This window comes from Leyella lascolaii (assembly GCF_900079775.1).
Classification (GTDB): Bacteria; Bacteroidota; Bacteroidia; order Bacteroidales; family Bacteroidaceae; genus Prevotella; species Prevotella lascolaii.
On record NZ_LT556038.1, the window covers coordinates 681,539 to 706,673 of the forward strand.

17 protein-coding genes are annotated in these 25,135 nt (G+C 53.8%); 2 read left to right on the forward strand and 15 right to left on the reverse strand.

The window, feature by feature from the left end; translation table 11 throughout:
* Positions 1-21: 21 nt before the first annotated feature.
* The 7 genes from guaB to lptB all read right to left on the reverse strand — a co-directional run bounded on the left by guaB (position 22) and on the right by lptB (position 9,596).
* Positions 22-1,500 (reverse strand): IMP dehydrogenase, encoded by a 1,479-nt coding sequence (gene guaB, locus BN4609_RS08650; protein WP_068856380.1) that lies wholly within the window; start codon positions 1,498-1,500, stop codon positions 22-24.
* Positions 1,501-2,204: 704 nt separating this feature from the next.
* The gene (recQ, locus tag BN4609_RS08655) at positions 2,205-4,382 is read right to left on the reverse strand and encodes a DNA helicase RecQ (RefSeq protein ID WP_068856260.1); all 2,178 of its coding nucleotides are present in this window, start codon (positions 4,380-4,382) and stop codon (positions 2,205-2,207) included.
* Between the two features lie 81 nt (positions 4,383-4,463).
* The gene (gene clpX / locus BN4609_RS08660; RefSeq protein WP_068856263.1) at positions 4,464-5,705 is read right to left on the reverse strand and encodes an ATP-dependent Clp protease ATP-binding subunit ClpX; all 1,242 of its coding nucleotides are present in this window, start codon (positions 5,703-5,705) and stop codon (positions 4,464-4,466) included.
* A gap of 86 nt (positions 5,706-5,791) precedes the next feature.
* Positions 5,792-6,469 carry an ATP-dependent Clp endopeptidase proteolytic subunit ClpP gene (gene clpP, locus BN4609_RS08665; RefSeq protein WP_021993493.1) on the reverse strand — a complete coding sequence of 226 codons (678 nt, stop codon included), beginning with the start codon at positions 6,467-6,469 and terminating at the stop codon, positions 5,792-5,794.
* A 153-nt stretch (positions 6,470-6,622) separates the two neighbouring features.
* Positions 6,623-7,981 carry a trigger factor gene (tig, locus tag BN4609_RS08670; RefSeq protein ID WP_068856265.1) on the reverse strand — a complete coding sequence of 453 codons (1,359 nt, stop codon included), beginning with the start codon at positions 7,979-7,981 and terminating at the stop codon, positions 6,623-6,625.
* A 225-nt stretch (positions 7,982-8,206) separates the two neighbouring features.
* Entirely contained in the window at positions 8,207-8,746 is a 540-nt protein-coding gene (yfcE, locus tag BN4609_RS08675; protein WP_068856267.1) for a phosphodiesterase, read from the reverse strand.
* A 16-nt stretch (positions 8,747-8,762) separates the two neighbouring features.
* Complete coding sequence (lptB, locus tag BN4609_RS08680; RefSeq protein ID WP_021993490.1) at positions 8,763-9,596, reverse strand: LPS export ABC transporter ATP-binding protein; 834 nt, start codon at positions 9,594-9,596, stop codon at positions 8,763-8,765.
* 776 nt (positions 9,597-10,372) lie between these two features.
* Here lptB and BN4609_RS08690 point away from each other — a divergent pair.
* Both BN4609_RS08690 and BN4609_RS08695 read left to right on the forward strand, forming a co-directional pair.
* Complete coding sequence (locus BN4609_RS08690) at positions 10,373-11,119, forward strand: MlaE family ABC transporter permease (protein ID WP_021993489.1); 747 nt, start codon at positions 10,373-10,375, stop codon at positions 11,117-11,119.
* A 78-nt stretch (positions 11,120-11,197) separates the two neighbouring features.
* The gene (locus BN4609_RS08695) at positions 11,198-11,980 is read left to right on the forward strand and encodes an ABC transporter ATP-binding protein (protein WP_068856271.1); all 783 of its coding nucleotides are present in this window, start codon (positions 11,198-11,200) and stop codon (positions 11,978-11,980) included.
* A gap of 227 nt (positions 11,981-12,207) precedes the next feature.
* On the opposite strand, the gene BN4609_RS08700 is transcribed toward BN4609_RS08695, so the two are convergent.
* The 8 genes from BN4609_RS08700 to era form a co-directional block, all read right to left on the reverse strand.
* Entirely contained in the window at positions 12,208-12,936 is a 729-nt protein-coding gene (locus BN4609_RS08700) for a SusF/SusE family outer membrane protein (RefSeq protein ID WP_068856273.1), read from the reverse strand.
* A 48-nt stretch (positions 12,937-12,984) separates the two neighbouring features.
* On the reverse strand, positions 12,985-15,255 hold the full coding sequence (locus BN4609_RS08705; protein WP_068856275.1) for a glycoside hydrolase family 31 protein: 2,271 nt from the start codon (positions 15,253-15,255) through the stop codon (positions 12,985-12,987).
* Positions 15,256-15,404: 149 nt separating this feature from the next.
* Positions 15,405-18,335, reverse strand: a complete 2,931-nt coding sequence (locus BN4609_RS08710) for a hypothetical protein (RefSeq protein ID WP_164071620.1) — start codon at positions 18,333-18,335, stop codon at positions 15,405-15,407.
* A gap of 291 nt (positions 18,336-18,626) precedes the next feature.
* The gene (locus tag BN4609_RS08715; RefSeq protein ID WP_068856279.1) at positions 18,627-20,213 is read right to left on the reverse strand and encodes a SusR-related protein; all 1,587 of its coding nucleotides are present in this window, start codon (positions 20,211-20,213) and stop codon (positions 18,627-18,629) included.
* A gap of 1,044 nt (positions 20,214-21,257) precedes the next feature.
* Positions 21,258-22,187 (reverse strand): hypothetical protein, encoded by a 930-nt coding sequence (locus BN4609_RS08725; RefSeq protein ID WP_068856283.1) that lies wholly within the window; start codon positions 22,185-22,187, stop codon positions 21,258-21,260.
* Between the two features lie 18 nt (positions 22,188-22,205).
* Complete coding sequence (locus BN4609_RS08730; protein WP_068856285.1) at positions 22,206-22,601, reverse strand: hypothetical protein; 396 nt, start codon at positions 22,599-22,601, stop codon at positions 22,206-22,208.
* 39 nt (positions 22,602-22,640) lie between these two features.
* Positions 22,641-23,954, reverse strand: a complete 1,314-nt coding sequence (gene der, locus BN4609_RS08735; protein WP_021993481.1) for a ribosome biogenesis GTPase Der — start codon at positions 23,952-23,954, stop codon at positions 22,641-22,643.
* A gap of 165 nt (positions 23,955-24,119) precedes the next feature.
* Complete coding sequence (gene era, locus BN4609_RS08740) at positions 24,120-25,001, reverse strand: GTPase Era (RefSeq protein ID WP_068856287.1); 882 nt, start codon at positions 24,999-25,001, stop codon at positions 24,120-24,122.
* Positions 25,002-25,135 lie beyond the last annotated feature (134 nt).

The window sequence follows — 25,135 nt, forward strand, 5'->3', positions numbered from 1 at the left end:
AATGCCATCCGTTCCTTCGGTTTATTCAGGACGCGAATAGTTGGGAGCCTCGCTCGTAATCATGATGTCGTGAGGATGGCTCTCCTGCACTCCAGCGTTGGTGATGCGTGTGAAACGTGCGTTGTGCAGTTCGTCTATGCTGTGCGCTCCACAGTAGCCCATGCCTGAGCGCAAGCCTCCCACGAGTTGGTATATCACCTCCTGCACGGTGCCTTTGTAGGGCACACGTCCGGCTATTCCCTCCGGCACGAGCTTCTTCACGTCCTTCGTGCCCGCCTGGAAGTAGCGGTCCTTCGAGCCGTTCTCCATAGCCTCGAGCGATCCCATGCCGCGATAGCTCTTGAACTTACGACCGTTGAAGATGATGGTGTCGCCCGGACTCTCCTCTGTTCCGGCAACGAGCGAACCAATCATCACGCACGTTCCGCCTGCCGCTATAGCCTTTACAACATCGCCCGAGTAGCGCAGTCCGCCGTCGGCGATGAGAGGAACGCCTGTGCCCTGAAGGGCTGTGTAGACGTCGTATATGGCACTCAGCTGCGGCACTCCCACTCCTGCCACCACACGTGTGGTGCAGATGGAGCCCGGACCGATGCCCACCTTCACCGCGTCGGCGCCGTTGTCTGCCAGCATCTTCGCGGCGGCTCCAGTGGCTACATTGCCCACCACGATGTCCACACCGGGGAATGAAGCCTTCGCCTCTACAAGTTTCTCTATCACATATTTTGAGTGTCCGTGTGCGGTGTCTATCACGATGGCGTCGGCGCCAGCCTCCACAAGAGCCTGCATGCGGTCGAGCGTATCTGCCGTGACACCCACTCCGGCTGCCACGCGCAGGCGTCCCTTGTCGTCCTTGCATGCCATTGGCTTGTCCTTGGCCTTTGTTATGTCCTTGTAAGTGATGAGTCCCACCAGACGGTTGTCCTTGTCAACCACCGGCAGTTTCTCTATCTTGTTTTCCTGAAGAATCTGCGCTGCGGCACTGAGGTCGGTCTGCAGATGTGTGGTAACAAGATTCTCGGTTGTCATCACGTCGTCGATGAGCTTGTCGAGATGGCGTTCGAAGCGCAGGTCACGGTTTGTCACGATACCCACAAGATGCTTCTCCTCATCCACCACAGGTATTCCTCCGATGTGGTACTCAGCCATTATGTCGAGCGCGTCCTTCACCGTGCGTCCGCAGCGGATGGTGACAGGGTCGTAGATCATACCGTTCTCGGCTCGCTTCACGATGGCTACCTGACGTGCCTGTTCGTCTATCGACATGTTCTTATGTATCACGCCGATACCGCCCTCGCGCGCTATGGCTATCGCCATTGCCGACTCCGTCACAGTGTCCATGGCTGCTGTGACAAACGGAACGTTGAGCCGTATGTTACGTGAGAAACTGGTTTTCAAATCCACCGTCTTCGGTAAAACCTCTGAATAAGCCGGAATAAGAAGGACGTCATCGAAAGTCAGACCGTCCATTACAATTTTATCTGCAACAAATGATGACATATAATACATTGAAAATTTATTGCGTGCAAATTTAGCACAATTTTTTCACATTATAGATAACCGCACAACCTTTTCGCTCGCACGTTAACACTATTTATCCGAATGCACGCGCAGGCAGGCTCAATGACGGAGGGAGGCAGCGGTGTAAGGCGGCGCGCGCATGACAGTATGCGGCATGGCATGATAGGGATGGCACGCCATGACACGGCGGACGGGACGATAAGGATGAATAAAAGCTTGATTTTATTTTGACAATTAACATTTACGAAATAGAACGGAACAGCTACGTCTAACATCCCGTAACGCCGTATGCTGTCAACGGCACAGACTCCTCACAGCACGGAAGAGGCTTTATCACCGTGCGGAAAAGGCTCTTCCATCGTTCCGAAAGCACCGTTCCGCACAACGGAAGAGTGTTTTCCGGCAGCGTTTTTTGGCATTTCTGCGCCCAGCATTGGCACGTTTGTCTCCATGAACAAGGCTTTCCTGATGCACACACAAGGCGTCCGGACATCCAATACCTTATGATTCAAGCCATTGACTTTGCACATTCATTTTCACGATATTTGCAGGCAAAGACATTATTTTTCAGAAAACAGGCAGCCATGACGGGTTGGGCGGTATGCGATTAACACAATTAACAATCGTTCACACATACACAATCCGACTGTACACCACCCTTCCGGACACGGCTCACCCAACCGTCAGTTGCCCATTTCCGACATGAACTTTATCCGCACGAGGCGTATGTCGGTCTCCGTGCTGTCGTCACCGAGCTCCTCGAGCGCAGTCTCAATGTCGTCGGTCTCGCTTTCGCGGAAATACTCGTATATCTCATCTATGTGGTCGGCGTCCATCACATCGTCGAGGAAATAGTCTATGTTGAGCTTCGTGCCGCTGTATACGATAGCCTCAATCTCGTCGAGCAGCTCATCGAAATCGAGCCCCTGGGTCGACGCGATGTCGTCAAGAGGTATCTTGCGGTCAATGCTCTGTATTATCTTCACCTTGAGTATGGACTTCTTAGCCACCGTCCTCACGCGCAGTTCCTCGGGTCTTTCTATCTCGTTCTCCTCACAATGACGCTTTATGAGCTCACAGAACTCGCGCCCGTAACGCTTCGCCTTGCCTATGCCCACACCCTGTATGTTCTGCAGTTCCTCTATGGTGACGGGATACATCGTTGCCATCTGCTCGAGCGACACGTCCTGGAAAATGACATATCCGGGCAGTCCCATCTTCTTAGCCACCTTCTTGCGCAGGTCCTTCAGCATGACATACAGCTCCGGATCGAGCGCGGCTCCGGTACGGTCACCGCCTTCCTCGTCGTAGTTCTCGTTGAAGTCGTTGTCCTCGACAATCATGAACGACACCGGATTCTTTATGAACTTGCGCCCCTCTGCCGTTATGCGCAGCGCGCCGTAGTTCTCCACCTCCTTGTCGAGATAGCCCGCGATGAGTGCCTGGCGTATCACAGCGTTCCATATCTTCGGGTCTTCATCCTCGCCTGAACCGAACTCTTCCAGCCTGTCGTGCTTGTGTGACACAATCTCGTCGGTGGCTCTTCCCTTCACGAAGTCTGTGATATATGCCTGCTGGAACGGTTCCTTCATGGCTACGACAGACTTGAGCACGATGAGCAGAGCCTCCTTCCCCTCGCGCCGCTCCTTAGGATGCAGGCAGTTGTCGCAGTTGCCGCAGTTGTCCTCCTTGTACTCCTCGCCGAAGTAGTGCAGCAGCAGCTTGCGGCGGCATACCGACGATTCGGCATATGCGGCGGTCTCCTGCAACAGCTGGCGTCCTATGTCCTGTTCAGCCACAGGCTTTCCCTCCATGAACTTCTCAAGCTTCTGCAGGTCCTGATAGGCATAGAAGGCTATGCACAGTCCCTCTCCACCGTCGCGTCCGGCGCGTCCCGTCTCCTGATAATATCCCTCGAGGCTTTTCGGTATGTCGTAGTGTATGACGAACCGCACGTCCGGTTTGTCGATGCCCATACCGAAGGCTATGGTCGCGACAATGACGTCTATGCGCTCCATAAGGAAGTCGTCCTGTGTCTGAGAGCGTGTCGCCGAGTCGAGACCGGCATGATAAGGAGCCGCCTTTATCTCGTTTGCCTGAAGCACGGCAGCCAGTTCCTCCACCTTCTTCCGCGATATGCAATACACGATACCGCTCTTCCCGGCGTTGTGTTTTATGAATTTTATTATCTGTCTGTCTATGTCCTTGGTCTTCTGCCTTACCTCGTAATAGAGGTTGGGACGGTTGAACGAGCTCCTGAACTCGCGCGCGTCCGTTATGCCGAGGCTTTTCTTTATGTCTGTCCTCACCTTGTCGGTGGCGGTGGCGGTAAGCGCGATGACCGGAGCCGAGCCTATCTTGGATATTGTGGGTCGTATGTTGCGGTATTCGGGACGGAAGTCGTGTCCCCACTCCGATATGCAGTGAGCCTCGTCTATGGCGTAGAAAGAAATCTTCATCGACCTGAAAAACTCCATGTTGTCCTCTTTGTTCAGCGACTCCGGAGCCACGTAGAGCAGCTTGGTCCTGCCGCTGTGCACGTCGTCCACCACCTGCTGCAACGCCGCCTTGTTGAGCGACGAGTTCAGATAGTGCGCCACTCCGCTCTCCTCACTGAGTCCGTTGACCACGTCCACCTGGTTTTTCATCAACGCGATGAGCGGCGACACGACAATTGCCGTGCCCTCCATGATGAGCGACGGGAGCTGATAGCACAGGCTCTTTCCGCCACCCGTGGGCATGAGCACGAACGTGTCGTTGCCGTCGAGCAGGTTACGTATGATGGCTTCCTGGTCTCCCTTGAACTTGTCGAAGCCGAAATAGCGTTTCAGTTCCTTATTAAGATTTCCTTTATATGTCATAGAGTTTATTTAGAATGAAAGGTTGAGAGCTGTCGTGCATAGCTCTAAGCAACAGACGGTCATCATGCGCGGCAATCCGGTTCAGGCTACGACCGGTCCGCGCAGATGCGATTTGTCAAGCTGGCTCCTGGCATAGTCAAGAGTCACCTCAAACGTTTTCACGCGCTTGGAGGGCACCTCGAACATGGCGTCGGTCATGACCGACTCCACAATGGAGCGCAGTCCGCGCGCACCAAGCTTGTATTCCACAGCCTTGTCCACGATGAAGTCGAGAGCCTCCTCGGTAAAGTGGAGCTTTATGCCGTCCATCTCAAACAGCTTGCAATACTGCTTCACGATGGAGTTCTTCGGCTCGACGAGTATCCGGCGAAGCGCGGCGCGGTCGAGCGGGTCAAGGTATGTGAGCACCGGCAGGCGTCCGATGATCTCCGGTATTAGCCCGAACGACTTGAGGTCCTGTGGAAGAATGTATTTCATTATGTTCTCCTTGTCTATCCTGTGTGCGTTGCGCACGGTGTTGAATCCCACCATTCCGGTGTTCATCCTCTGCGCTATCTTGCGCTCTATGCCGTCGAACGCGCCGCCGCAGATGAAGAGTATGTTGTGCGTGTCGACGTGTATGTAGTCCTGGTCGGGATGTTTGCGTCCGCCCTTTGGCGGTACGTTCACCATCGTTCCCTCAAGGAGCTTGAGCAGTCCCTGCTGCACGCCCTCTCCGCTTACGTCGCGCGTGATGCTCGGATTGTCGCTCTTGCGCGCTATCTTGTCTATCTCGTCGATGAAGACGATGCCGCGCTCCGCCGCCGCGAGGTTGTAGTCGGCTACCTGAAGCAGCCTGCTCAGGATGCTCTCAACGTCCTCTCCCACATAGCCAGCCTCCGTGAAGACCGTCGCGTCGACAATGGTGAAGGGCACATCGAGCAGCTTTGCTATGGTGCGCGCCATGAGGGTCTTTCCCGTGCCGGTGCTTCCCACCATTATGATGTTGCTCTTTTCTATCTCCACACCGCCGTCGTCCTTCGGCTGCTGAAGCCTTTTGTAGTGATTGTATACGGCAACCGAGAGATAGCGTTTGGCTTCGTCCTGACCTATGATGTACTGGTCGAGGAAGTCCTTTATCTCCTTCGGCTTCGGCACTTTCTTTATCTTGAACTTGTCATCGGCTGCGGCAGGAGAGCCGTCCTTGTCGAGTAGTCCTGTAGACTCCACTATCTTGTATGCCGATACGGCGCAATCCTCACATATGAAACCGTTAAGACCGGTTATCAGCAGTCTGACATCCTTCTCGCCTCTACCGCAGAAGCTGCATGTTTTCTTGGGCATTATGTGTCTCTATGTCTTTATATATATGTATTGTTTTTATGATTCACGGTGTGCGCGGGTGCGGCTGCCAGCCGCCCGCATACCGTTTATTTGTCGGCGGAACTCTTGCGTTTCATCACCGCGTCAATCATTCCGTACTCCTTGGCTTCGGCAGCTGTCATCCAGTAGTTGCGGTCGCTGTCCTGCCATACCTTCTCGAAAGGAGTGTGGGAGTGTTCGGAGATGATGGTGTAGAGCTCTTTCTTGAACTTCTGTATCTCACGCGCCTCAATCTCGATGTCGGACGCCTGTCCCTGCACACCGCCCAAAGGCTGGTGTATCATCACGCGGCTGTGGGTGAGAGCAGTGCGCTTGCCTTCCTTACCGGCTACGAGTAGGACCGCCGCCATCGACGCCGCCATGCCCGTACACATTGTCGCCACGTCGCTCTCAACAAACTGCATGGTGTCGTAAATGCCCAGACCTGCAGTGACACTTCCGCCCGGAGAGTTGATGTAGATGTTTATATCCATCGAGCTGTCCACCGAGTCGAGGTAAAGGAGCTGCGCCTGCAGCACGTTGGCTGTATAGTCGTTGATTTCCGTTCCGAGGAATATTATTCTGTCCGCCATGAGCCTTGAGAAGACGTCGAGCTGCGTCACGTTGAGCTGTCTTTCCTCAAGAATATACGGATTGAGATATCCCGACTGCGCCCTCAACACCTCGTCGAGGGTCATGCCGTTCATTCCGAGATGACGGGTGGCATATTTTCTAAAATCGTTCATACTAATGACAATAATATATTTATTACATTCAAAATAACCGTTAACAAATATACAGAGAAAGAGGTTGCCGACTCTTTTCCGCAATATATCTTACACAAAGATAGCAAAAAAAGTCGACAACCTCTTAAAAAAGAAGTTTTTTTTCAAATTTATTTATTTCATCAGCTCGTTGAATTCATCGAGGGTGACTGTCTTCTCGTCGAGAGTGACAACGCCCTTGAGTGCCTGCACGAGCTTGTTCTCAACCGCGCTGTCGACGAAACCTGCCGCGCTGTCGCGCTTCTTCAGCATCTCACCGGCATAGTTGTCGAGATATTCGTCAGGCACATTGTTCATGCCATACTGTGCGAACTGCATGCGCGCAGCCTCCTTTGCGGCTGCCTTCACGTCGGCATCCTCCACCTTGATGTTGTTAGCAGCCACGAGCTGCTCCTTTATAAGATGCCATTTGAGCTGCCTGATGCTCTCGTCGTAGTTCTTCTCGACATATTCCTCGCCCTTGTCCTTATTGTTAAGGAGCATCACACGTTTGAGGAGAGCGTCGGGGAATGTGAGTTCGCCCACAGCGTCCTCGGCATACTTGCGCACGTCGATAAGGAACTTGTAGTCGCTGTTTGCCTGAAGCTGCGGCTTGAGATCCTCGGCTATCCTGGCGCGGAACTCTTCCTCGCTCTTCACTGCGTCCTTGCCGAACACGTGGTCGAACATCTCCTGGTTCACCTCAGCCTTCTTGAAGCGGCTTATCTCTATCACCTGATAGCTGAAATCGGAATCCATCGACTTCACAGCCTCGCGGTCTATCTTGAGCAGGCTTGCCACCTCGGCGTCGTTGTCCGGATAAGCCTTGCGCGGGTTGAAGGCGATGATGTCGCCCGGTTTTGCGTTGTCGAACAGCTTCTTCTGGTCTTCCACCTTAATATATTCGGGCATCATCACGGCTCCGTCCACCGTTATTCCGCCTTCCTTTGTGTTGCCGTCAGCGTCCAGCTCACGCAGGTCGCCCTTCAGCATGTCGCGCTGCTCGCCGTCGTAAGAGTCTGCCTTCTCATAGCTTCCCAGCTGACTTGCGAACATATCCACCTGCTGGTCGATGAGCTTGTCGTCCGCCTTGATGTTGTAGTAAGCGAGCTTGGTGTCGCCGTTGAGCTCTATCTTGAACTCAGGAGCCACAGCTATGTCGAACATGAAAGTGTACGGTCCGTCCTTCTCTATGTCCACCGGCTCCTGCTTTTCAGAAGGAAGGGGCTCTCCGAGCATCTGTATCTTGTTGTCCTTTATATAAGTATAAATCTTCTCTCCCACGAACTTGTTAAGAGTGTCCATCTTCACAGATGCGCCGAACTGCTTTTTAATAAGTCCCATCGGCACCATACCCGGACGGAAGCCCGGGAAGTTCGCTTTCTTACGGTAGTCTTTCAAAGTCTTCTCTACATCGTCCTTGAAATCTGCTTCTTCGACAGTGACGGTCATGAGACCGTTTACTTTGTCGGGATTCTCAAATAAAATATTCATTTCTGATTTGGTTTTCTTATATTTATTTACTGTTTATTATTCGTTTTGAAAGTGCAAAATTACTCATTATTAATGTAATAACCTAACATAAGAATGAAAATTTTGAAATTTTACCACTTGTCGGAGCCACCGCAGCAAGCCTCCCTGCGGCATGGCGGCGGCGGTTGTCAGGACGGCAGGACAGCCTCCTCCGGAGGGCATGACAGCCCGTGCGGGCGGAGCGTGTCATAGGGTGAGCTGCTCCACGACGCTTCCGTCGAGCCTGCGCACGCTCATCACTCCGTCGTCGTAAAGGGCGAACGTGGGTTCGCGTCCTTCCTTCGGGAAGGTGACAGAGCCTGTGTTGCACACCACACAGCCCTCGCGGCGCGTGAGTTTCCACAGATGTGTGTGTCCGTAGACAAACACACCGTTGCGCAAGACAGGCATATTGTCCTCATTATATATGTGTCCGTGGGTGATGAATATGCGTCTGCCGCCGTCCGTCACCACGGCATAGTCTGCCATGATGGGAAACTTCAGCAGCATCTGGTCTACCTCCGAGTCGCAGTTTCCCCTCACTGCCACGATGTCATCGCGCATGGAGTTGAGCCTCGCAGCCACCGCTGCGGGGTCTATGTCGTCGGGAATGCGGTTGCGGGGACCATAGTTTATTATGTCGCCGAGCAGCAGAAGCATGTCGCAGCGGGCGTCGGTGTAGAAGTCGAGGGCACGCCGCAGACTGCCTATCGAGCCGTGGATGTCTGAGAGAAACATGTATTTCATAAGTCCGTACGTATTGTCATCCGTTGTTCTGCGCGGCGTTCTCCCTTGCCCTGCGCTCCTCGTCGATGAGCTGGAAGTTCTTTTTCTTCAGCTCGAAACTGTTGCTCAGATACTTCTCGCGCACCACCTTGTTTGCCGCCAGCTCCTCGGGCGCGCCCTGAAAGAGTATCTTTCCTTCGAAGAGAAGATAGGCGCGGTCGGTGATGTTGAGCGTCTCGTGCACGTTGTGGTCGGTTATCAGGATGCCGATGTTGCGGTATTTCAGCCGCCACACTATGTGCTGTATGTCCTCGACGGCAATGGGGTCGACACCGGCGAAAGGCTCGTCGAGCATTATGAACTTGGGGTCGATGGCAAGACAGCGCGCTATCTCCGTGCGGCGACGCTCTCCTCCAGACAGCTGGTCGCCCTTGTTCTTGCGCACCTTATTGAGCCGGAACTCGCTTATAAGGCTCTCGAGTTTCTCCAGCTGACGCGCCCTCGGCTGTCCGGTCATCTCGAGCACGGAGAGGATATTGTCCTCCACGCTCATCTTTCTGAACACGCTCGCCTCCTGAGGAAGGTATCCCACACCCGCGCGGGCACGCTTATAGACGGGATAGTCTGTTATGTCCTTATCGTCGAGATAGATGTGTCCGGCGTTCGGCACGATGAGTCCGGTGGTCATATAGAATGATGTTGTCTTTCCGGCTCCGTTGGGTCCGAGCAGTCCCACAATCTCTCCCTGCCTCACGTTTATCGACACATCGTTCACAACCGTGCGCTTGCCGTAGCGTTTCACGAGTCCTTCAGTGCGCAGCACCATACTGTGTGTGGCGGCGGCACCGGCATTGTTGTCTGTTCCGTTCATATGCTTTATTATATCGGTTACAAAGTTATATGTTTTTATTTTTCCGTGCAAACTGTGTTTCAGGCTTTTTCACACGGCGGCGGAAAGGCACTGTCCGCGCACGGCGGCGCATGTCCTGAACGGGCGGCACAGACTGGCGCGGAAGCCTGCACTGCGGAGAAGCGGCGTGCCGGAAACCGGAAGACGTTAACATACGTTCACTTTAGAGGGTTCAAATTTAACATACCGTTTTTCACAATCCGCATAGTCGTCACGCCATGAAACGCTCCGGAAGAGCCTCTTCCGCACCGGTGGCAAGCCGTCGTCACACCCGTCCGACCGCAGAAGAGGCTTTCCTGTCATGCGTAAAAGCCTCTTCCGGCGTGCAGGAAAGCCCGTTCCGTCTGCCCGAAAAGCCCATATCGGAAGGCGGAACAGGCTTTTCCGTAAGACCGCCAAGACGGGACAGCGGGATGGAAGAACGCAAACGAATGTATATCAACGCATTACGCAAAACCAGAAATTACGCGATATTCAGGACGGAAATCCCGCCCGCACATTCTGACGCGCTGTTTTCGCTACAAGCGCGACGGATATTTAACATTCCGCCTCCGCTTTTTCCGTTTTTTTATATTTTCATTTATATGCCTCAGCCACGCCTTTTCCGGCACACACAGGCACAGCTCCGGATGTCCCAGTATGAAATAAACATAAAACTTCAAAGCTTTTGGCAGTTTTTAATCTTTTATTACTACTTTTGCAAGCGTACAGTCACAGACATATCAAAAAAGCACAATATGTTGATTACAAAATATCTGACAACACTCGGACGCTACCTGATGCTCATGGGACGGTCGTTCGCCCGCCCTGAGCGCATGCGCATGTTCCTCAAGCAGTACGTCAAGGAGATGTCGTCGCTGGGCGTGAACTCCATCGGCATCGTGCTGCTCATATCGTTCTTCATAGGAGCGGTGATATGCATACAGATGAAGCTCAACATCCAGAGCCCGTGGATGCCGAGGTGGGTATCGGGCTATACCACGCGCGAGATACTGCTCCTCGAGTTCTCCTCGTCCATAATGTGTCTCATCCTTGCGGGCAAGGTGGGCTCGAACATCGCGTCAGAGCTCGGCACCATGCGTGTGACACAGCAGATTGACGCGCTCGAGATAATGGGCGTAAACTCGGCTAACTATCTCATCATGCCTAAGATTCTCGCCCTCGTGACAATCATGCCGTTCCTCGTGATATTCTCTTCCGCCACCGGCATTCTGGGCGCTTACGGCACCGCATACATCGGTCACATACTGCCGCCCGACGACCTCACGCTCGGACTTCAGCACGCTTTCAACCCGTGGTTTGTGTGGATGAGCATCATAAAAAGCCTTTTCTTCGCGTTCATCATATCGAGCGTGTCGTCCTTCTTCGGCTATACGGTGGAGGGAGGATCGGTGGAAGTGGGAAAGGCAAGCACCGACGCGGTGGTGAGCTCGAGCGTGCTCATCCTCTTCTCCGACGTGTTCCTCACACAGCTGCTGTCATGAGCAGGCACTGCGGGGGACTTTTCACAGGAACATTACGGGGCATGACGCAAGACAACATAACTATAACTGAAAAGGAAAATGATTGAAATACAGCATCTATATAAATCGTTCGACGGTAAGGAAGTGCTGAAAGACATAAACGCGGTGTTTGATGACGGAAAGACAAACCTCATCATAGGACAGAGCGGAAGCGGCAAGACGGTACTGATGAAATGTCTCGTCGGACTGCTCACACCCACAAGCGGGAGTGTGCTGTATGACCACCGCGACTTCGTGGCTCTGAGCAAAGAGGAGCGCGTGAGCATGCGCCGCGAGATGGGAATGATATTCCAAAGCGCAGCCCTCTTCGACTCTCTCACAGTGCTGGAGAACGTCATGTTCCCGCTCGACATGTTCTCCACGATGAACTACCGCGAGAGAGTGAGACGCGCACAGGAATGTCTCGACCGCGTGAACCTCGCCGACGCACAGAACAAATATCCCGGAGAGATATCGGGAGGAATGCAGAAGCGTGTGGCGATAGCACGGGCGATAGTGCTCAACCCGAAGTATCTGTTCTGCGACGAGCCCAATTCCGGACTCGACCCGCGCACGTCTCTCGTGATAGACTCGCTGCTGAGCGGCATCACCAAAGACTTCAACATCACGACAATCATCAACACTCACGACATGAACTCCGTGATGGGAATAGGCGAGAACATCATCTTCATATATCAGGGCAACAAGGAATGGCAGGGAACAAAGGACGACGTGATGGCTTCAACAAACGAGAAGCTCAACGACCTTGTGTTTGCTTCCGACCTGTTCAGGAAGGTGAAGGACGTGGAAATGGAAAAGGCTGAGGAACAGAAGCAGGACTGACAGCACGTCACAAGGATAAGGAATGGTGACACATTAGTGTTAAAGACATAGAGACAGAGCACAAAAAAGACCGTCACCGGTTGTCACAACCAATGACGGACATCGTGTTTCTATGGTTTCAGAATATTGAATACCTTTGTGGATGTCGCCCTCCGGGCAATCGGCGCAGGCATCGTCATATGCCATTATGCGCGACAGCTACGGACAGGCGGCATTTTTTATTCATGTTATCGAGAGATCAGTTCTGCCTTGAATGTTTCGTTGAACACATCCACAGTGATGCGGTATGTCCCTTCCTTGCTTATTGTCCATTTGGTGTCCTTACCGTTTGTCCTCACCAGACGGGTGCCGAGAGGGTCTTCTCCCTGCGCGAACGGATGAATCTCCTTCATCCCCCAGTTTCTCAGACCCATTATCTTGAAGCTCGACGGTTCCTCCACGTCATTATGGGTACGCAGCTCGCCCGTCCACGTCCACACCATCTCGTTGTCCGGACTCTGCGTCATCGGCTCCACCTTGAAGGCGTCCCATCCGGCGGCAGTGGCTCCGCCGCCCACGTAAGCCTCCTCCCACGGCACGAAAAGCTCGCCCGTGAGCATCTTGCCGTCGGCACTGACACGGAAGCGGTAGCGGTCTTCGGCGAACGGAACGACCCACGACGCCTTGTCGGCATCAGCCGTAAGCACCGTTCCTATGCCCTTGTTTACGATATATGAGTCCTCATACGCCGGAGCGATGTATTTTGTTCCGTCACCCGGCTTCTCCGCCGTCATTATTCTGAGTTCCCCGTTTTTCAGCGCACCGGCGAACCTGAAGTCGCCGTCAGGAGTCTTCTGCAGCATGCGGGTTCCCTCCGGCACCGCGCTTCCTGTTATCCACAGGCTCTGATAAGTCTGCGCCTTGACTGTGTGTCCGAACAGTATAGACAATATGAATATGATGCTTAAATGTCTCATTTCCTTCTGTTTTTTGTTTTACAGTTCATTGTTTCTTCACGTCACGGCTTATTTTCCGACACTCACCTTCACCACCGTCTTCCTGTCGCATGGTATGCCCGTGAGGTTTATGCTCACAGTGCGCGTAGCCTTGTCGTACGTCCACTTCGAGCCGTCGAGCCTCTTTCCGTCAAGGCTAACAGCCTTGGGAGCGGAAGCGGCGAGCAGTCTGACGGTGTAGTCGCGTTTCTCCGGCATTCCCGGGAACGACCCCTCACGCGCGTTGATGGTAAGAGTTATGCTTCCGGAGGTGCGTTTCTGGTCGAACCTTGTGTTGGTGAACAGTCCCGACTTGTATCCTTCGGTGTTGTTCTCGTCCTCATACAGCGTGGACGAACCGTCCGCTCCGGGCACGACTTTAAGTATTATGCGGTCCGGACGACTGTTAAGGTTCATCACGTTCTCATAGTTCACGATGATGCTTCCGGCTTTATAGAAATACGGAATCTCGGTCTGTGTGTAGGAGTCGGTAAACTCCCTGTCGCCCTCAACCACCTTGTTGCGGCACACGTCGAACCATTTTCCTTCAGGAAGCCATATCTTCCGGTCGGTCTTCCCGTTTTTCCCGGCAGTCAGAACAGGCGCGACGAGAATGTCGTCACCGAACATGTACTCGTCCTCACAGCGGTATGCGTTGTTCTCCTCAGGATGGTCATAATACAGCGGACGGCATATCGACACACCGGTGTCGTAAGCCTGGCGCGCGGCAGTGTATATGTAAGGCATCAGCTCGTATCTCAGCTTGACCGTCTGGAGCAGATCCTTGAAGTTGGGATACTTCCATATGCGCATCTCTATCTTAGGGTCGTTCGTGGCGTGAGTCCTGAACAGCGGTGAGAACACGCCGTACTGCATCCACCTGAGATACAGCTCCGGATCGTTGTTGCCGTGCTGATGGCCGCCGAGGTCGTGTCCCCAGTAGCCGAAACATACGTTTGCCGCAGTCGCGGTGAAATACGGCTGGAAGGCGAGTGTGGGGAAAGTGGAGAACGAGTCGCCCGAGAATCCTATAGGATAACGGTGGCTTCCGAGTCCTCCCCAACGGTGGAATATGAGCGGACGGAGTTCGGGATGGGTTATCCTCATGTCGTTGTAGAACACGTGGTTGCACCAGAACGTCTCGCTGAGTCCGTCCATGCGCGGGTTGGTAAGGTTCTGCTGCCAGTCCAGCCACCAGAAGTCCACCCCGTCCTTCTCCCTGTGATGTATGATGTCCTTGAACATGTTCTTGTAGAAAAGAGGATTCTCCAGCTGCCATGGCACAACCTTTGCGGTCGCCGGATCCATGCCCATGTCCTTCGCGAGGAGGCTGAAGTTCTCCTCATCGCTGTCCACTCCGTCGGCAGGATGCAGGTTCATCGACACCTTCAGTCCCTGTCCGTGCATCCATCTGAGCAGTCCCTGCGGGTCGGGAATAAGCTCCTTGTTCCATGTCCAGCCCGTCCAGCCCTCCGTATGCCAGTCCATATCCAGAATCATAACATCTATAGGAATGTGGTTTTTCTTTATGTCTGTGACGATATCCACGAAGTCCTGCTGCGAGTAACGCTGATACTTGCTGTACCAGTATCCGAGAACGAAGAGCGGCGGCATGGGTTGTTTCCCGCCGATAAGGGTGTAGTCGTGCAACGCTTTCCTGTATTCATGCCCGTAACCGAGGAAATACCAGTCCACAGCCGTCTTGTCCACGAGGGGCGCAACCCACGGCATTCCGTTCACATTACCGTCGAACGCGAACGTGCGGCTGCCGTCGCCTCTGCGCGCGGAGTACGATTCGTCGATGACAGACCATCCTGCGCGCGAGAGCAGACCGTTCTCGAGCTCGGACCGTTTTGAGTCTCCTATGCATCCGTCAAGTGTCCTCGTAGTGCCTTTAAGGTTGAGTGCGTCGTCCTTTCCGGGATACCACACCACCTTTCTGCCGTTCAGTTTGAACGTGATTGAGAGCGCGTCGGGGTTCTTGTCGGCAGCGTTTATCTCCGCGTTCTTGCGGTATCGCAGTTCGAGAGCGTCCGTGCTGATGTACAGAAAGGTGTCGTCCTCACGCTTGCTGTACGAAGGCACGGGCAGACGACGGTTGACAACAGCGAATGTGGCACGGTCTTCAAACTTCCGTTCCTTGCTGTACTGGATACGTATCATCTGCGGTGTGAGCACCGTGAAGCGCGCGCAGCCCGACTCTACCACAGCCTTCGGGTCAGCCTTGGGCTCATAGTTGTCCTGCGCTCCTGCCGCAATGGCAAGACAGACAAAATACAGTAACAATAAAATCTTCTTCATATCTCCTTTACATATAATATAATGTATACTATAAAAAAAACATTGTGAATTTTCAAGGCACAGATTTTATTCGCATCACTGACACCGTCTCGCGGCATGGTTTGCCGCTCCGGCATGCCTCAAATCATGCCGGAGCGAAAACAGGACATTTATTTCACGAGTATCTTACGTACCGTTCCGTCGGTCATCCTCACCACATTCACGCCTTTCCGGAGTATCTGCAACCTGACGCCAGAGAGCGTCCACATGCTTTCCACATCAGCTCCGACAGTGTCCTTGACGCTGTCTATGGCGTCAGTGACGGGTTCGTTGACATATTCCTTGCCGTCGAAGAACACCACCTTGTGCGTCTTGTCGAGCACCGGATGAGCATCCTCACCGAGAGTCTGGAAGAAAACGGCGTCCTCACTCTGCCTTCCGTTGAGCAGATAGCACAGTTCTCCGTTCTCCAACTGGGTGGAAGTGACGCCATTGACCTGCTTTCCGTCGAGCTCGTAACAGTTGACGAACGCTGTCTTGTTGCCCCGTGCGAACGTGTTGGAAGCGTCAGGCGACTCAAGCACAATCTCACCGGCGTTGTAGCAGTTTTCCACTTTAGCCCTGTCGCCGAGCCATCCTGACAGTCCGGCACTCTCACGCTGAGCCGTTATGACACCCGTGTTGTAACAGTCGGATATGTATACGAGAGCCTTCTGTTGGTCGTTCACACCAAGTATTCCGCCCGCGTTGGCACCGGTGACAGTGACGTCAGCCTCGTTGCCGCAGCCCGAAATCTCAAGAAGTCCATTGTTTACGACGGTCCCGACAATGCCTGCCGCCCATGCCTTTGCATAGATATAGCACGACGCATCCATAACAACGTTTCTTATCTTTGCGCCTCCGTTCACGACACCGAAGAGTCCTTTGTTGCCCTCCAGACCATTCTCTACAGTAAGATTGAGTATGCGGTGCCCGTTGCCTTCGAACACTCCGGCATAAGGATAATCAGATGTTCCGATGCCGGGATAAGCATAGATGCCGCTCATATCGATGTCCGCGCCGAGCGTGATAGCCACCGTGCGGCTCACATTTCCCTTAGCCATGCCGTCGGCGACAGCCATAAGCTGCTCTCCTGTTGTGATGAGGCGCGCGCCGCAGTTGCGGCATACACCGTCGGCATAGTCGTGCTCAGGCACTGTGACAGAAGTCCCGTCGTTTGTGAATGTGGCGTCCGCGCCTAAAGTCCTGTCGCAGTTGACGTCTCCAGCCACACTTACCGTCTTATGACCGGTGAACGGAAGCGGAACGGCATCCTCACCGAGAGTCTGCGTCCAAGGCGAGCCGCATGAGCTGAACGCATTGAGCAGATAGCACAGCTCACCCGAGGCGGCAGACTGTTCCTTGCCGAGCAGTGTGGCGTCGCCGCTCTCCAGGAACGGTGTCCAGTAATAACAGTTGTCATACTGCACCCCGTTGCGCGCGAAGACATCACAATTTCCCGTCGTGGAAAAGTTGAGATTGCTTACCACATAAACATTCTGAAGCAGTATCTCCTTCGCTCCGTGGGCATATCCTATGATGCCCGCGCTTCCGTCACTCTGCGGCGCGTCAATCTTTCCGGCATATCCGCAGTTGCGGAAAACGATATTGTCATGAGTGTTGGACGCCAGTCCTCCGTGTGTCGCGTCACCCGAATAAGAAGATGTGATGTTGACCGTGCTCACGCAGTTCTCTATGAGCGAGGAGCCCCTTGAGGCACTCAGGATGCCACCAGCATAACGTGCCGTGGTGCTGACAGAGCCTGTTATAAGAAGATTGCGTATTGCCGCACCGTTTATGAAACGGAACAGAGCCACGTTGTCCTTGTCCGTGTCGTAGGCTATTTTTATGCTGTGCTCCCTGCCGTCGAATGTTCCAGAGTACGGCACATTCTCCACCTCGCCTATCATAACACCCTTTGCCGTATAGCCGCTGAAGTCAATGTCCGCCGTGAGATATGCTCCGGCAGCGGCGTCCACCTTGTTAGCGTATGCCGCAAACCAATAGAGCTGCTGCGGTGTGGAGACGGCATACAGCCCGTCGGCATCCGCTTTCATGAAGTCAGTGTCGACCGATCCGCACACCGAGCATACGCCGTCCACAAAATCGTGAGGCTCGCGCACAGACACATTCTCGTTAGAGTAGCCCTTCGCCTCGCCCGCCGGAGTGCCGTCGCAATTGAGGTTTCCCACGAGATAAACAGTGCCGTGCGTGCTGAAAGGCACCGGCTGGAGATCCTCGCCGAGCGTCTGATACCATATATTGTCGTTGCCGTGGTTGTTCATGAGATATGCCGCGGCACCGCTTCTGAAATCCTCCCCGCTTATCTTGGTGCCCTGATAGCCGTATATGTCATACAGTTCTGACGACGTGCACGTGTTGCGGTAGAGCGACTTTGTGCCGTCCATGCCGGTGACGTTGCCCGAGTTGAAGCAGTTCTTTATGACCGATCCGCCGCCTACCCAGCCCGAAATGGCTGCGCTCTCACGTCCTCCGTCAATCTGTCCGGCATTATAACAGTTGGTGATATTGAAGTTACAGCTTCCCAGATAGCTCACTCCGATGATTCCGGCGGCATTGGCACCGCTGGCATATACAGCCGCCTCGTTGCCGCAGTTCTCTATCGTCACCGTGCCGCCGCCCACCGAGCCGCCTGCTATACCGGCACAAAAATCCTTGCCTGCGACCGAAGAAGAGGCGTCCACTATCACATTCTTTATATAAGCACCGTTTGAAACCACACCGAAAAGCCCCACGTAGCTCTTTGCAGGAGAGTCGATTGTGAGGTTGCGCACATAGTTGCAGCCGCCGTCAAAGACACCGCTGAAAGGCACGTCGCCGCTTCCGATGGGTGAGAACCCGATGCCCGTCATGTCAACATCCCGGGTCATCACACCTTTGATATTGCCGTTGCCCTCAGCCACGAGGCGCGAGAACTCCGCGAGATCGGCTCCGGAGGAAATCTGGTAAACACCGTCCTTGATGTCTATAGCCGACGCATGGGACGCACCGCCAAGCCACAGTGCCGTCAACGCAATGCAAACAGATAAATGTCTTATCATACGTTTCAGTTTTTAAATTTAGGTTTAAATGATATTGCAATCGTACCATGCAAAAATAGGAAAAAACCATACAATAATATAGTTACGGCTCATTTGTATAACGATTTTATCAGTTGTATAAACAAAGGACAACTGATAATCAACGACTTACAAAACCGGATGTAACGCTTTTGTATTACCGTTAAAAAGCCCGTATGACGCCTGTCAGAGCCACGTACGGGCTCCGACAATGTGTTTTTCACGCTTTCCGGCGGTGTCGCGGCGACCTTTCCGTCATCCAGCCGCCGACATTCAGATTGCCATGATTGCCGGTTCGAACTTGCTGTTGTCGAGCAACGAGCGGTTTTTCACGCGCGTCTTGTATGTGTTCACCGTATGCACCGAATAGTTGAGGAAGTTGGCTATGCGCTCGCTGTCGCTTATTCCGAGACGTATGAGAGCGAATATGCGCATCTCCGAAGTGAGCGAGTTCTTGCGCGGCACGGTGCGGTATTTCTCCTCGAAGAGCATGTTGTACTTTTCTATGAAGTCGGGGAAGAGCTTCAGAAACGCCGCGTCGAACGCCGCATACATGCTGTCGCGCTCAGCATCGAGCACCGTACTGCCGATGATGTCGCGCAGTCCGCCATACTGATGTGCCGCTATTCGGTGGTCGAGTGTGGTGAAAAGCTTCTGCAGTCTCTGCAAAAGCTCGGAATTGGCACAGAAAGACGAGCCTATGTACTCGTTCTTTATCTTGTTTGCCTCGGTGAGCTGGCGGTTCACCTCCCGCAGTTGTGCCAGGTTGTCGCTTATGGTGTTGCGTGCCTGAAGAATCTTGGCGTTCTTGCGTCTGACAGACCACACCGCCGCCAGCGACACGGCGAGCAGCACCACGAAAAGCCCCGCGGCGAGCATAAAACTGTTGCGCTGGCTGCGCACAGCCTCATAGCGGTCCTGCTCTATGAGCGGAAGTATGGCACCGAGGTCTATCTTGCGCTGGCGAGAGTCGTAGAAAGTGATGTCATCCAATGCGAGATGTATGTAGCGGCTCGCGCGGTCGTAGTCGTCCTTATAGATGAGACTGGCGAGCTGGTAGAGCGCCGTTATCTCACGGGTGCACGAGATGTTGTCGCAGATAGCCGACTTCGCGAAGTACACCTTTGTGCTGTCCGTCTGCCCTGTCCCGCTGAACGCCCACGCCACTACGGCATAGGTCATAGCCTTACTGTGGATGTCCGCATCGCCGTATTTCTGGAATTCGCGGAACGCATCGACGCATCCGGCAAACTGTCTGGTGCGCATACGCTGCGTGCAGAGGTTCATCCAGTAGTCGGCGGTGTTTTTCGGAGTGAGCATCACCATCGTGTCGACATACGCAATGCTCTTCTGCCTGTACTTGTCGCAGTATGACGTGCCTGCGGCATAGTTGGCATACTCCTGCCACATCTTGGCGTACAGCCCGTAATACTGTCTCTTCAGCCTCGCGTCAAGCCGTTCCGGACTCACCGCCCCGAGCGTGTGCTGCGCCTCATTCATGATGCCTGCCGATATCTGACAGAAAGCGAGGGCAAACCGCGCCTCCGCCTCAATGCCGTAACTGCCTGTCTTTCCAGCCGTGTCCATGCACCGCCCGGCGTATATCATAGCCGAGTCATTGCGGTAGGACTTGTATTCCTCGAACAGACGGTATAAAATCTTGTATTGTCCGAGAGGGTCGGACACGGAGTCGAGCGAGCGGCGCAGACGTGCTATGCGCTGCTTTTTGGCATTCTCATAATTGTCTTTGCTCTCCAGACTCTTGTCCAACTGCCGCAGCCAGTACTCCACATTGTCGGAAGCACTTGCGTAAAAAGAAGGAAGAACTATTGTCAGTAGTATAATTGTCAGGGCTCTCATAGTGTGTCATTGTTTTTGTCCGCCCAACACCGTATATGCCTGATGCCGGTCTGTCAAGACTCCATCATGCCACGCCGACCGGCTTTCACACGCTTCGTCCACAGCATGCGTCACGCCGCAACGGCACTTCCTGCGGCATGTCAGGACTGCTACCACGGCAGACCACAGGCATCGTATGTCCGTGACAGTGCATGCGGAAGGAAACAAAAACCTCCGTCTGTATTACGGACACGGATTGGATTATACAAAGATACATATTTTTTGAAAATACATACCGCACGATTATATTTTTTTTAAAGACTTTATCACATTCTCGGGATGGCTTTACTCAATAATCCGATACATTACGGATACTGTCCGAAGCACATCATACATTTATTATATATTAAGTTAATGCCGTCATGATTTTAACATTCCGGTTTTCCCACATCCGTGTGACAATGACACAGGAAAGACACCGTAGGAAAGCCTCAACATGCGGTAAAGTAAGCCGCGAGCAGCCTGATAAAGGTGGAGAAAGAGGGGTATAGCGAACAAAAAGCGTTTTTTTCTGCCATCAGAGAGGCTTTCCCACTGTGCGGAAGAGACTCTTCGGGAGCACGGAAAAGCCTCTTTCGCGATGCCAAAGAGCCTGTTCCGCAAAGCGGCAAAGCACGTTCCGCGCGTCAGCAGAGCACAACCGGCTGGACATCAACGTCTTGCATAAAAGCCGCAAAAGCCGTCCACAGCCTGATAAAAAACATTTTCCGGCGTGCAGTCATGGTTATGACGGCGTATGACACAGCCGTTGCGTGACTATAGTTGAGAATAAGCAATTATACGGAAGCCATAATCATATTGCATGACTATTATAAAGTATGTGGCGTGCATAACAAACCGCATCTCACGGAAGGTGCGGCACGGCATATGAAAAAACGAGAGACGAGACACCGGCAAGGCGCATGAGGCGCGGTGCAGGCAGACAGGCAGGGCGTGATGAAGGACTTTGCCACGAGACAAAACAAGGAACGCCGCGTACGGACAGACTACTCCCGAGGACACATCTCAGAAACTGCCGTCCGTACCCGAAGGCGGAGGTATGACCGAAGGCGAGGGTGCCGGAGGCAGGTCGGGCATGATGGTGGGGTTGCGCGGCGGCTGTTTGCCGAAGACAGCCCTGTCCAGCACATCCTTCACAAGCCATCCCACCGGCAGCCTCACCACCACCCCGCGCCCGAAGTTTATAGCAGGCGTGACAATGGGGACGGTGGTCCAGCGGCGCAGATAGGGGTCGTACACACGCTCCACGCCAAGGTCTATGCCAAGCGTCTCGCCCATATAGCTGACATATCCTCCGTATGCCGAGCTGCCTATATAAGGCATTGCAGCCATGGAAACGAACGGTGAGCTGTTGTAGAATCTGCCGAAGACGGTGAGCGAGAGATGCTCGTTGAAGGAGTAGGTGGCAGATGCGCTGACGCCATAGACAGTCTGCAGCCCACGGGTGAGCAGGTAGCGGTCGGCTGTGACGCCTGCCGTGAGCATGAGGTTGCCCACAGTGTGCACCGCCTGCAAGGATGCTTTCTGCCGCGAGAGCAGTCCGGGCATCGTGACGCGGCTGCCGCTTCCCGCGAGCGCACCGCCCTTCCAGCGCATCAGGTCGCCGCCGGAAGAGTAGTCGTAGAAGAAAATGTCGCGTGAGAAATCCGCGCCCGTGCGCGGCAGGGCGGAAGGATAACCGTCCGCAGAAATGCCGGAGGCGACGCGCCGCATGAGTGTGTCGGCTATGGCGTCGGGCTGACGTCGCACCTCGCCGGGAAGCGTGGTGAACGGCTTGCGCGACACAGAAGTGCCGCCGGAATAAGGCTCAGAGCCAGGCGATAAATCCCTGACACCGGTTCCGACATTCGGTTTCCTCACCGGCTCCTGCGCCAGCGCGGCATTCACAGTGACGCACAGCGCAGCAGCAAACAATATGTTTCCGAGCCTTCCCATAAGCTTCCTAAAATATGTCTATCTCATCATCCACACACCCTTATGCTCCACCATAGGCACGACAATCTCCTCCTTGGTGCTGTCGCCGTAGCACAACAGGAGGTAGGCACTGCCCACATGGCGCGCCGTATCGGCTGACGCGCGCAACAGGCGCACTGAGGCTATGCCCCCGCGTTCCTCGCGCTGCTGCGCCGCGAACATCTTGGCGTTGGCTATGAGCTGCTCGCGATAGGAGCCGGGGATGCTGTCGGGACGGTAGAATCCGTCGACATAGGCATCGTATTTCTCCTCCGCGAGCCAGTCGTAATAGAGTTTTGCCGCATTGCCTGCAATCTCCCCGGCATGCGGCTCATGAGCCGAGCATCCGCACAACACGGCTGCCGTCATTGCCGCGAATATAAAAAAACCGCGCATACTGACCATTTGTTTTACAGCGTTATACCTTGACAACCGTCACTTCTGCCTTATGAAAACGTTTATCGGACAACCGTGCATAGGCCAGTTCTCGCGTATCTTGTTCTCGAGGAAGCGGCGGTAAGGCTCCTTGACATACTGCGGCAGGTTGGCGTAGAACACAAACGAGGGTATCTGAGTGTTGGGCAGCTGCGTGCAGTATTTTATCTTTATGTACTTGCCCTTTACCGATGGCGGCGGATAAGCCTCGATGAGAGGCAGCATCACCTCGTTGAGCTTTGCCGTGCCCACCTTCGACTTGCGGTTGAGATAGACGTTCTTAGCCATCTCAAGCACCTTGAATATGCGCTGCTTGGTGAGCGCCGAGGCGAAAATGATGGGGAAATCGACAAACGGAGCCATGCGTTCGCGTATGGCGTTCTCGAATGTCTTTATGACCACCTGGTCCTTGTTCTCCACCAGGTCCCACTTGTTGACCACGACGACAAGCGACTTGTTATTGCGCTGGATGAGCTGGAAGATGTTCATGTCCTGCGACTCTATGCCACGGGTGGCGTCGATCATGAGTATGCATACGTCCGAATACTCTATCGCGCGTATGGAACGCATCACCGAATAGAACTCAAGGTCCTCGGTCACCTTGTTCTTGCGGCGTATTCCGGCAGTGTCGACAAGGTAGAAGTCGAAGCCGAACTTGTCGTAGCGCGTGTATATGCTGTCGCGCGTGGTGCCCGCAATCTCGGTGACGATGTTACGGTCCTCGCCTATGAAGGCGTTTATCAGACTGCTCTTTCCGGCGTTTGGACGCCCCACGACAGCGAAGCGCGGGATGCCGTCCTCGAGAATCTCCGACTTGTCTGACGGCAGCTTTGAGAGCACGAGGTCGAGCAGGTCGCCCGTTCCGCTGCCCGTAGCTGAGCTGATGCACTGCGGGTCGCCCAGTCCGAGCGAGTAGAACTCGGCGGCGTCGTATATCTGGCTGTTGTTGTCGGTCTTGTTAGCCACGAGTATGACAGGGCGTTTCGTGCGTCGCAGGATGGATGCCACGTCCTCGTCCCAGTCGGTGAGTCCGGTAGTCACGTCAACGAGGAAAAGTATGAGGTCGGCTTCCTCCGTCGCCACAAGCACCTGCCGGCGGATGGCGTCCTCGAAGATGTCGTCCGAGTTGACCACCCATCCTCCGGTGTCGACGACCGAGAACTCACGTCCGTTCCAGTCGCACTTGCCATACTGTCGGTCGCGCGTTGTGCCGGCAGTGTCGCTCACTATGGCGCTGCGCGTCTTGGTAAGTCTGTTGAAAAGCGTCGATTTGCCTACATTGGGGCGTCCGACTATTGCTACTAAATTTGCCATATATCTGGTGTTTTTAATTTCAATGATAATATAAACGAGCAAGAATAATGCCTGTCTTCAGTTCTCGGAGTGCAGCCTATATTATACAATCATAATGTAATGTCGGGCAATGGCGCATACATCATACTTGTCTCAGTGCCGCATCCTCCGCCCAACCGGCATGCCTTATCCCGGATTATAGCCGAAGTTATCAAGCTCGCGCTTTGAGTTGCGCCAGTCTTTGTCAACCTTGACGAATATCTCCAGCCACACATTCTTGCCGAAGAACTTCTCCAAAGCCTTGCGGCTCTCGGTGCTGACCTTCTTCAGCGCGACTCCCTGATGACCTATGATGATGCCTTTCTGCGACTCGCGCTCTACATATATCACGGCTCCTATGCGTATGAGGCTGTCGGTCTCCTTGAACGACTCCACCCTCACCTCGACAGAATAGGGAATCTCCTTTGAATAGTAAAGCAGTATTTTCTCGCGCACTATCTCGCTCACGAAGAAGCGTGCGGGCTTGTCCGTGAGCTGGTCCTTGTCGAAATAAGGCGGCGAGTCGGGCAGAAGTTCCTTGACACGCTTCATGAGCATGTCGATGCCGAACTTGTTCTTGGCCGATATGGGCAGTATCTCGGCGGACGGCAGCAGACCGTGCCACTTCTCCACAAGGGCAACGAGGCTCTTGTTGTCGGTCTGGTCTATCTTGTTGATGAGCAGCAGCACGGGTATGGTCATCTTGGCAACCTTCTCGAGAAAGTCGCTGTTCTTCTCCGGATTCTCCACCACATCGGTGACATAGAGCAGCACGTCGGCGTCCTGAAGAGCCGACTCCGAGAAAGCGAGCATCGACTCCTGAAGCTTGTAGTTGGGCTTCAGCACGCCCGGAGTGTCTGAGAACACTATCTGCGCATCGTCGGTATTGACGATGCCCATGATGCGGTGGCGCGTGGTCTGCGCCTTGAATGTGGCGATGGAAATGCGCTCGCCGACAAGCTGATTCATCAGAGTGGACTTGCCGACGTTTGGATTTCCCACAATATTTACAAAACCTGCTTTGTGCATAAAATATATTTATGAGGAACAGGATAATGCAGACGGGCGGAAATAAAACTTGTTTTCTGCCTCCCGCGTGCTGTTTATCCGGGGACAAAGATACGTAAAAAATTCCGCACGGACAACATTACCAGTAAAGAATA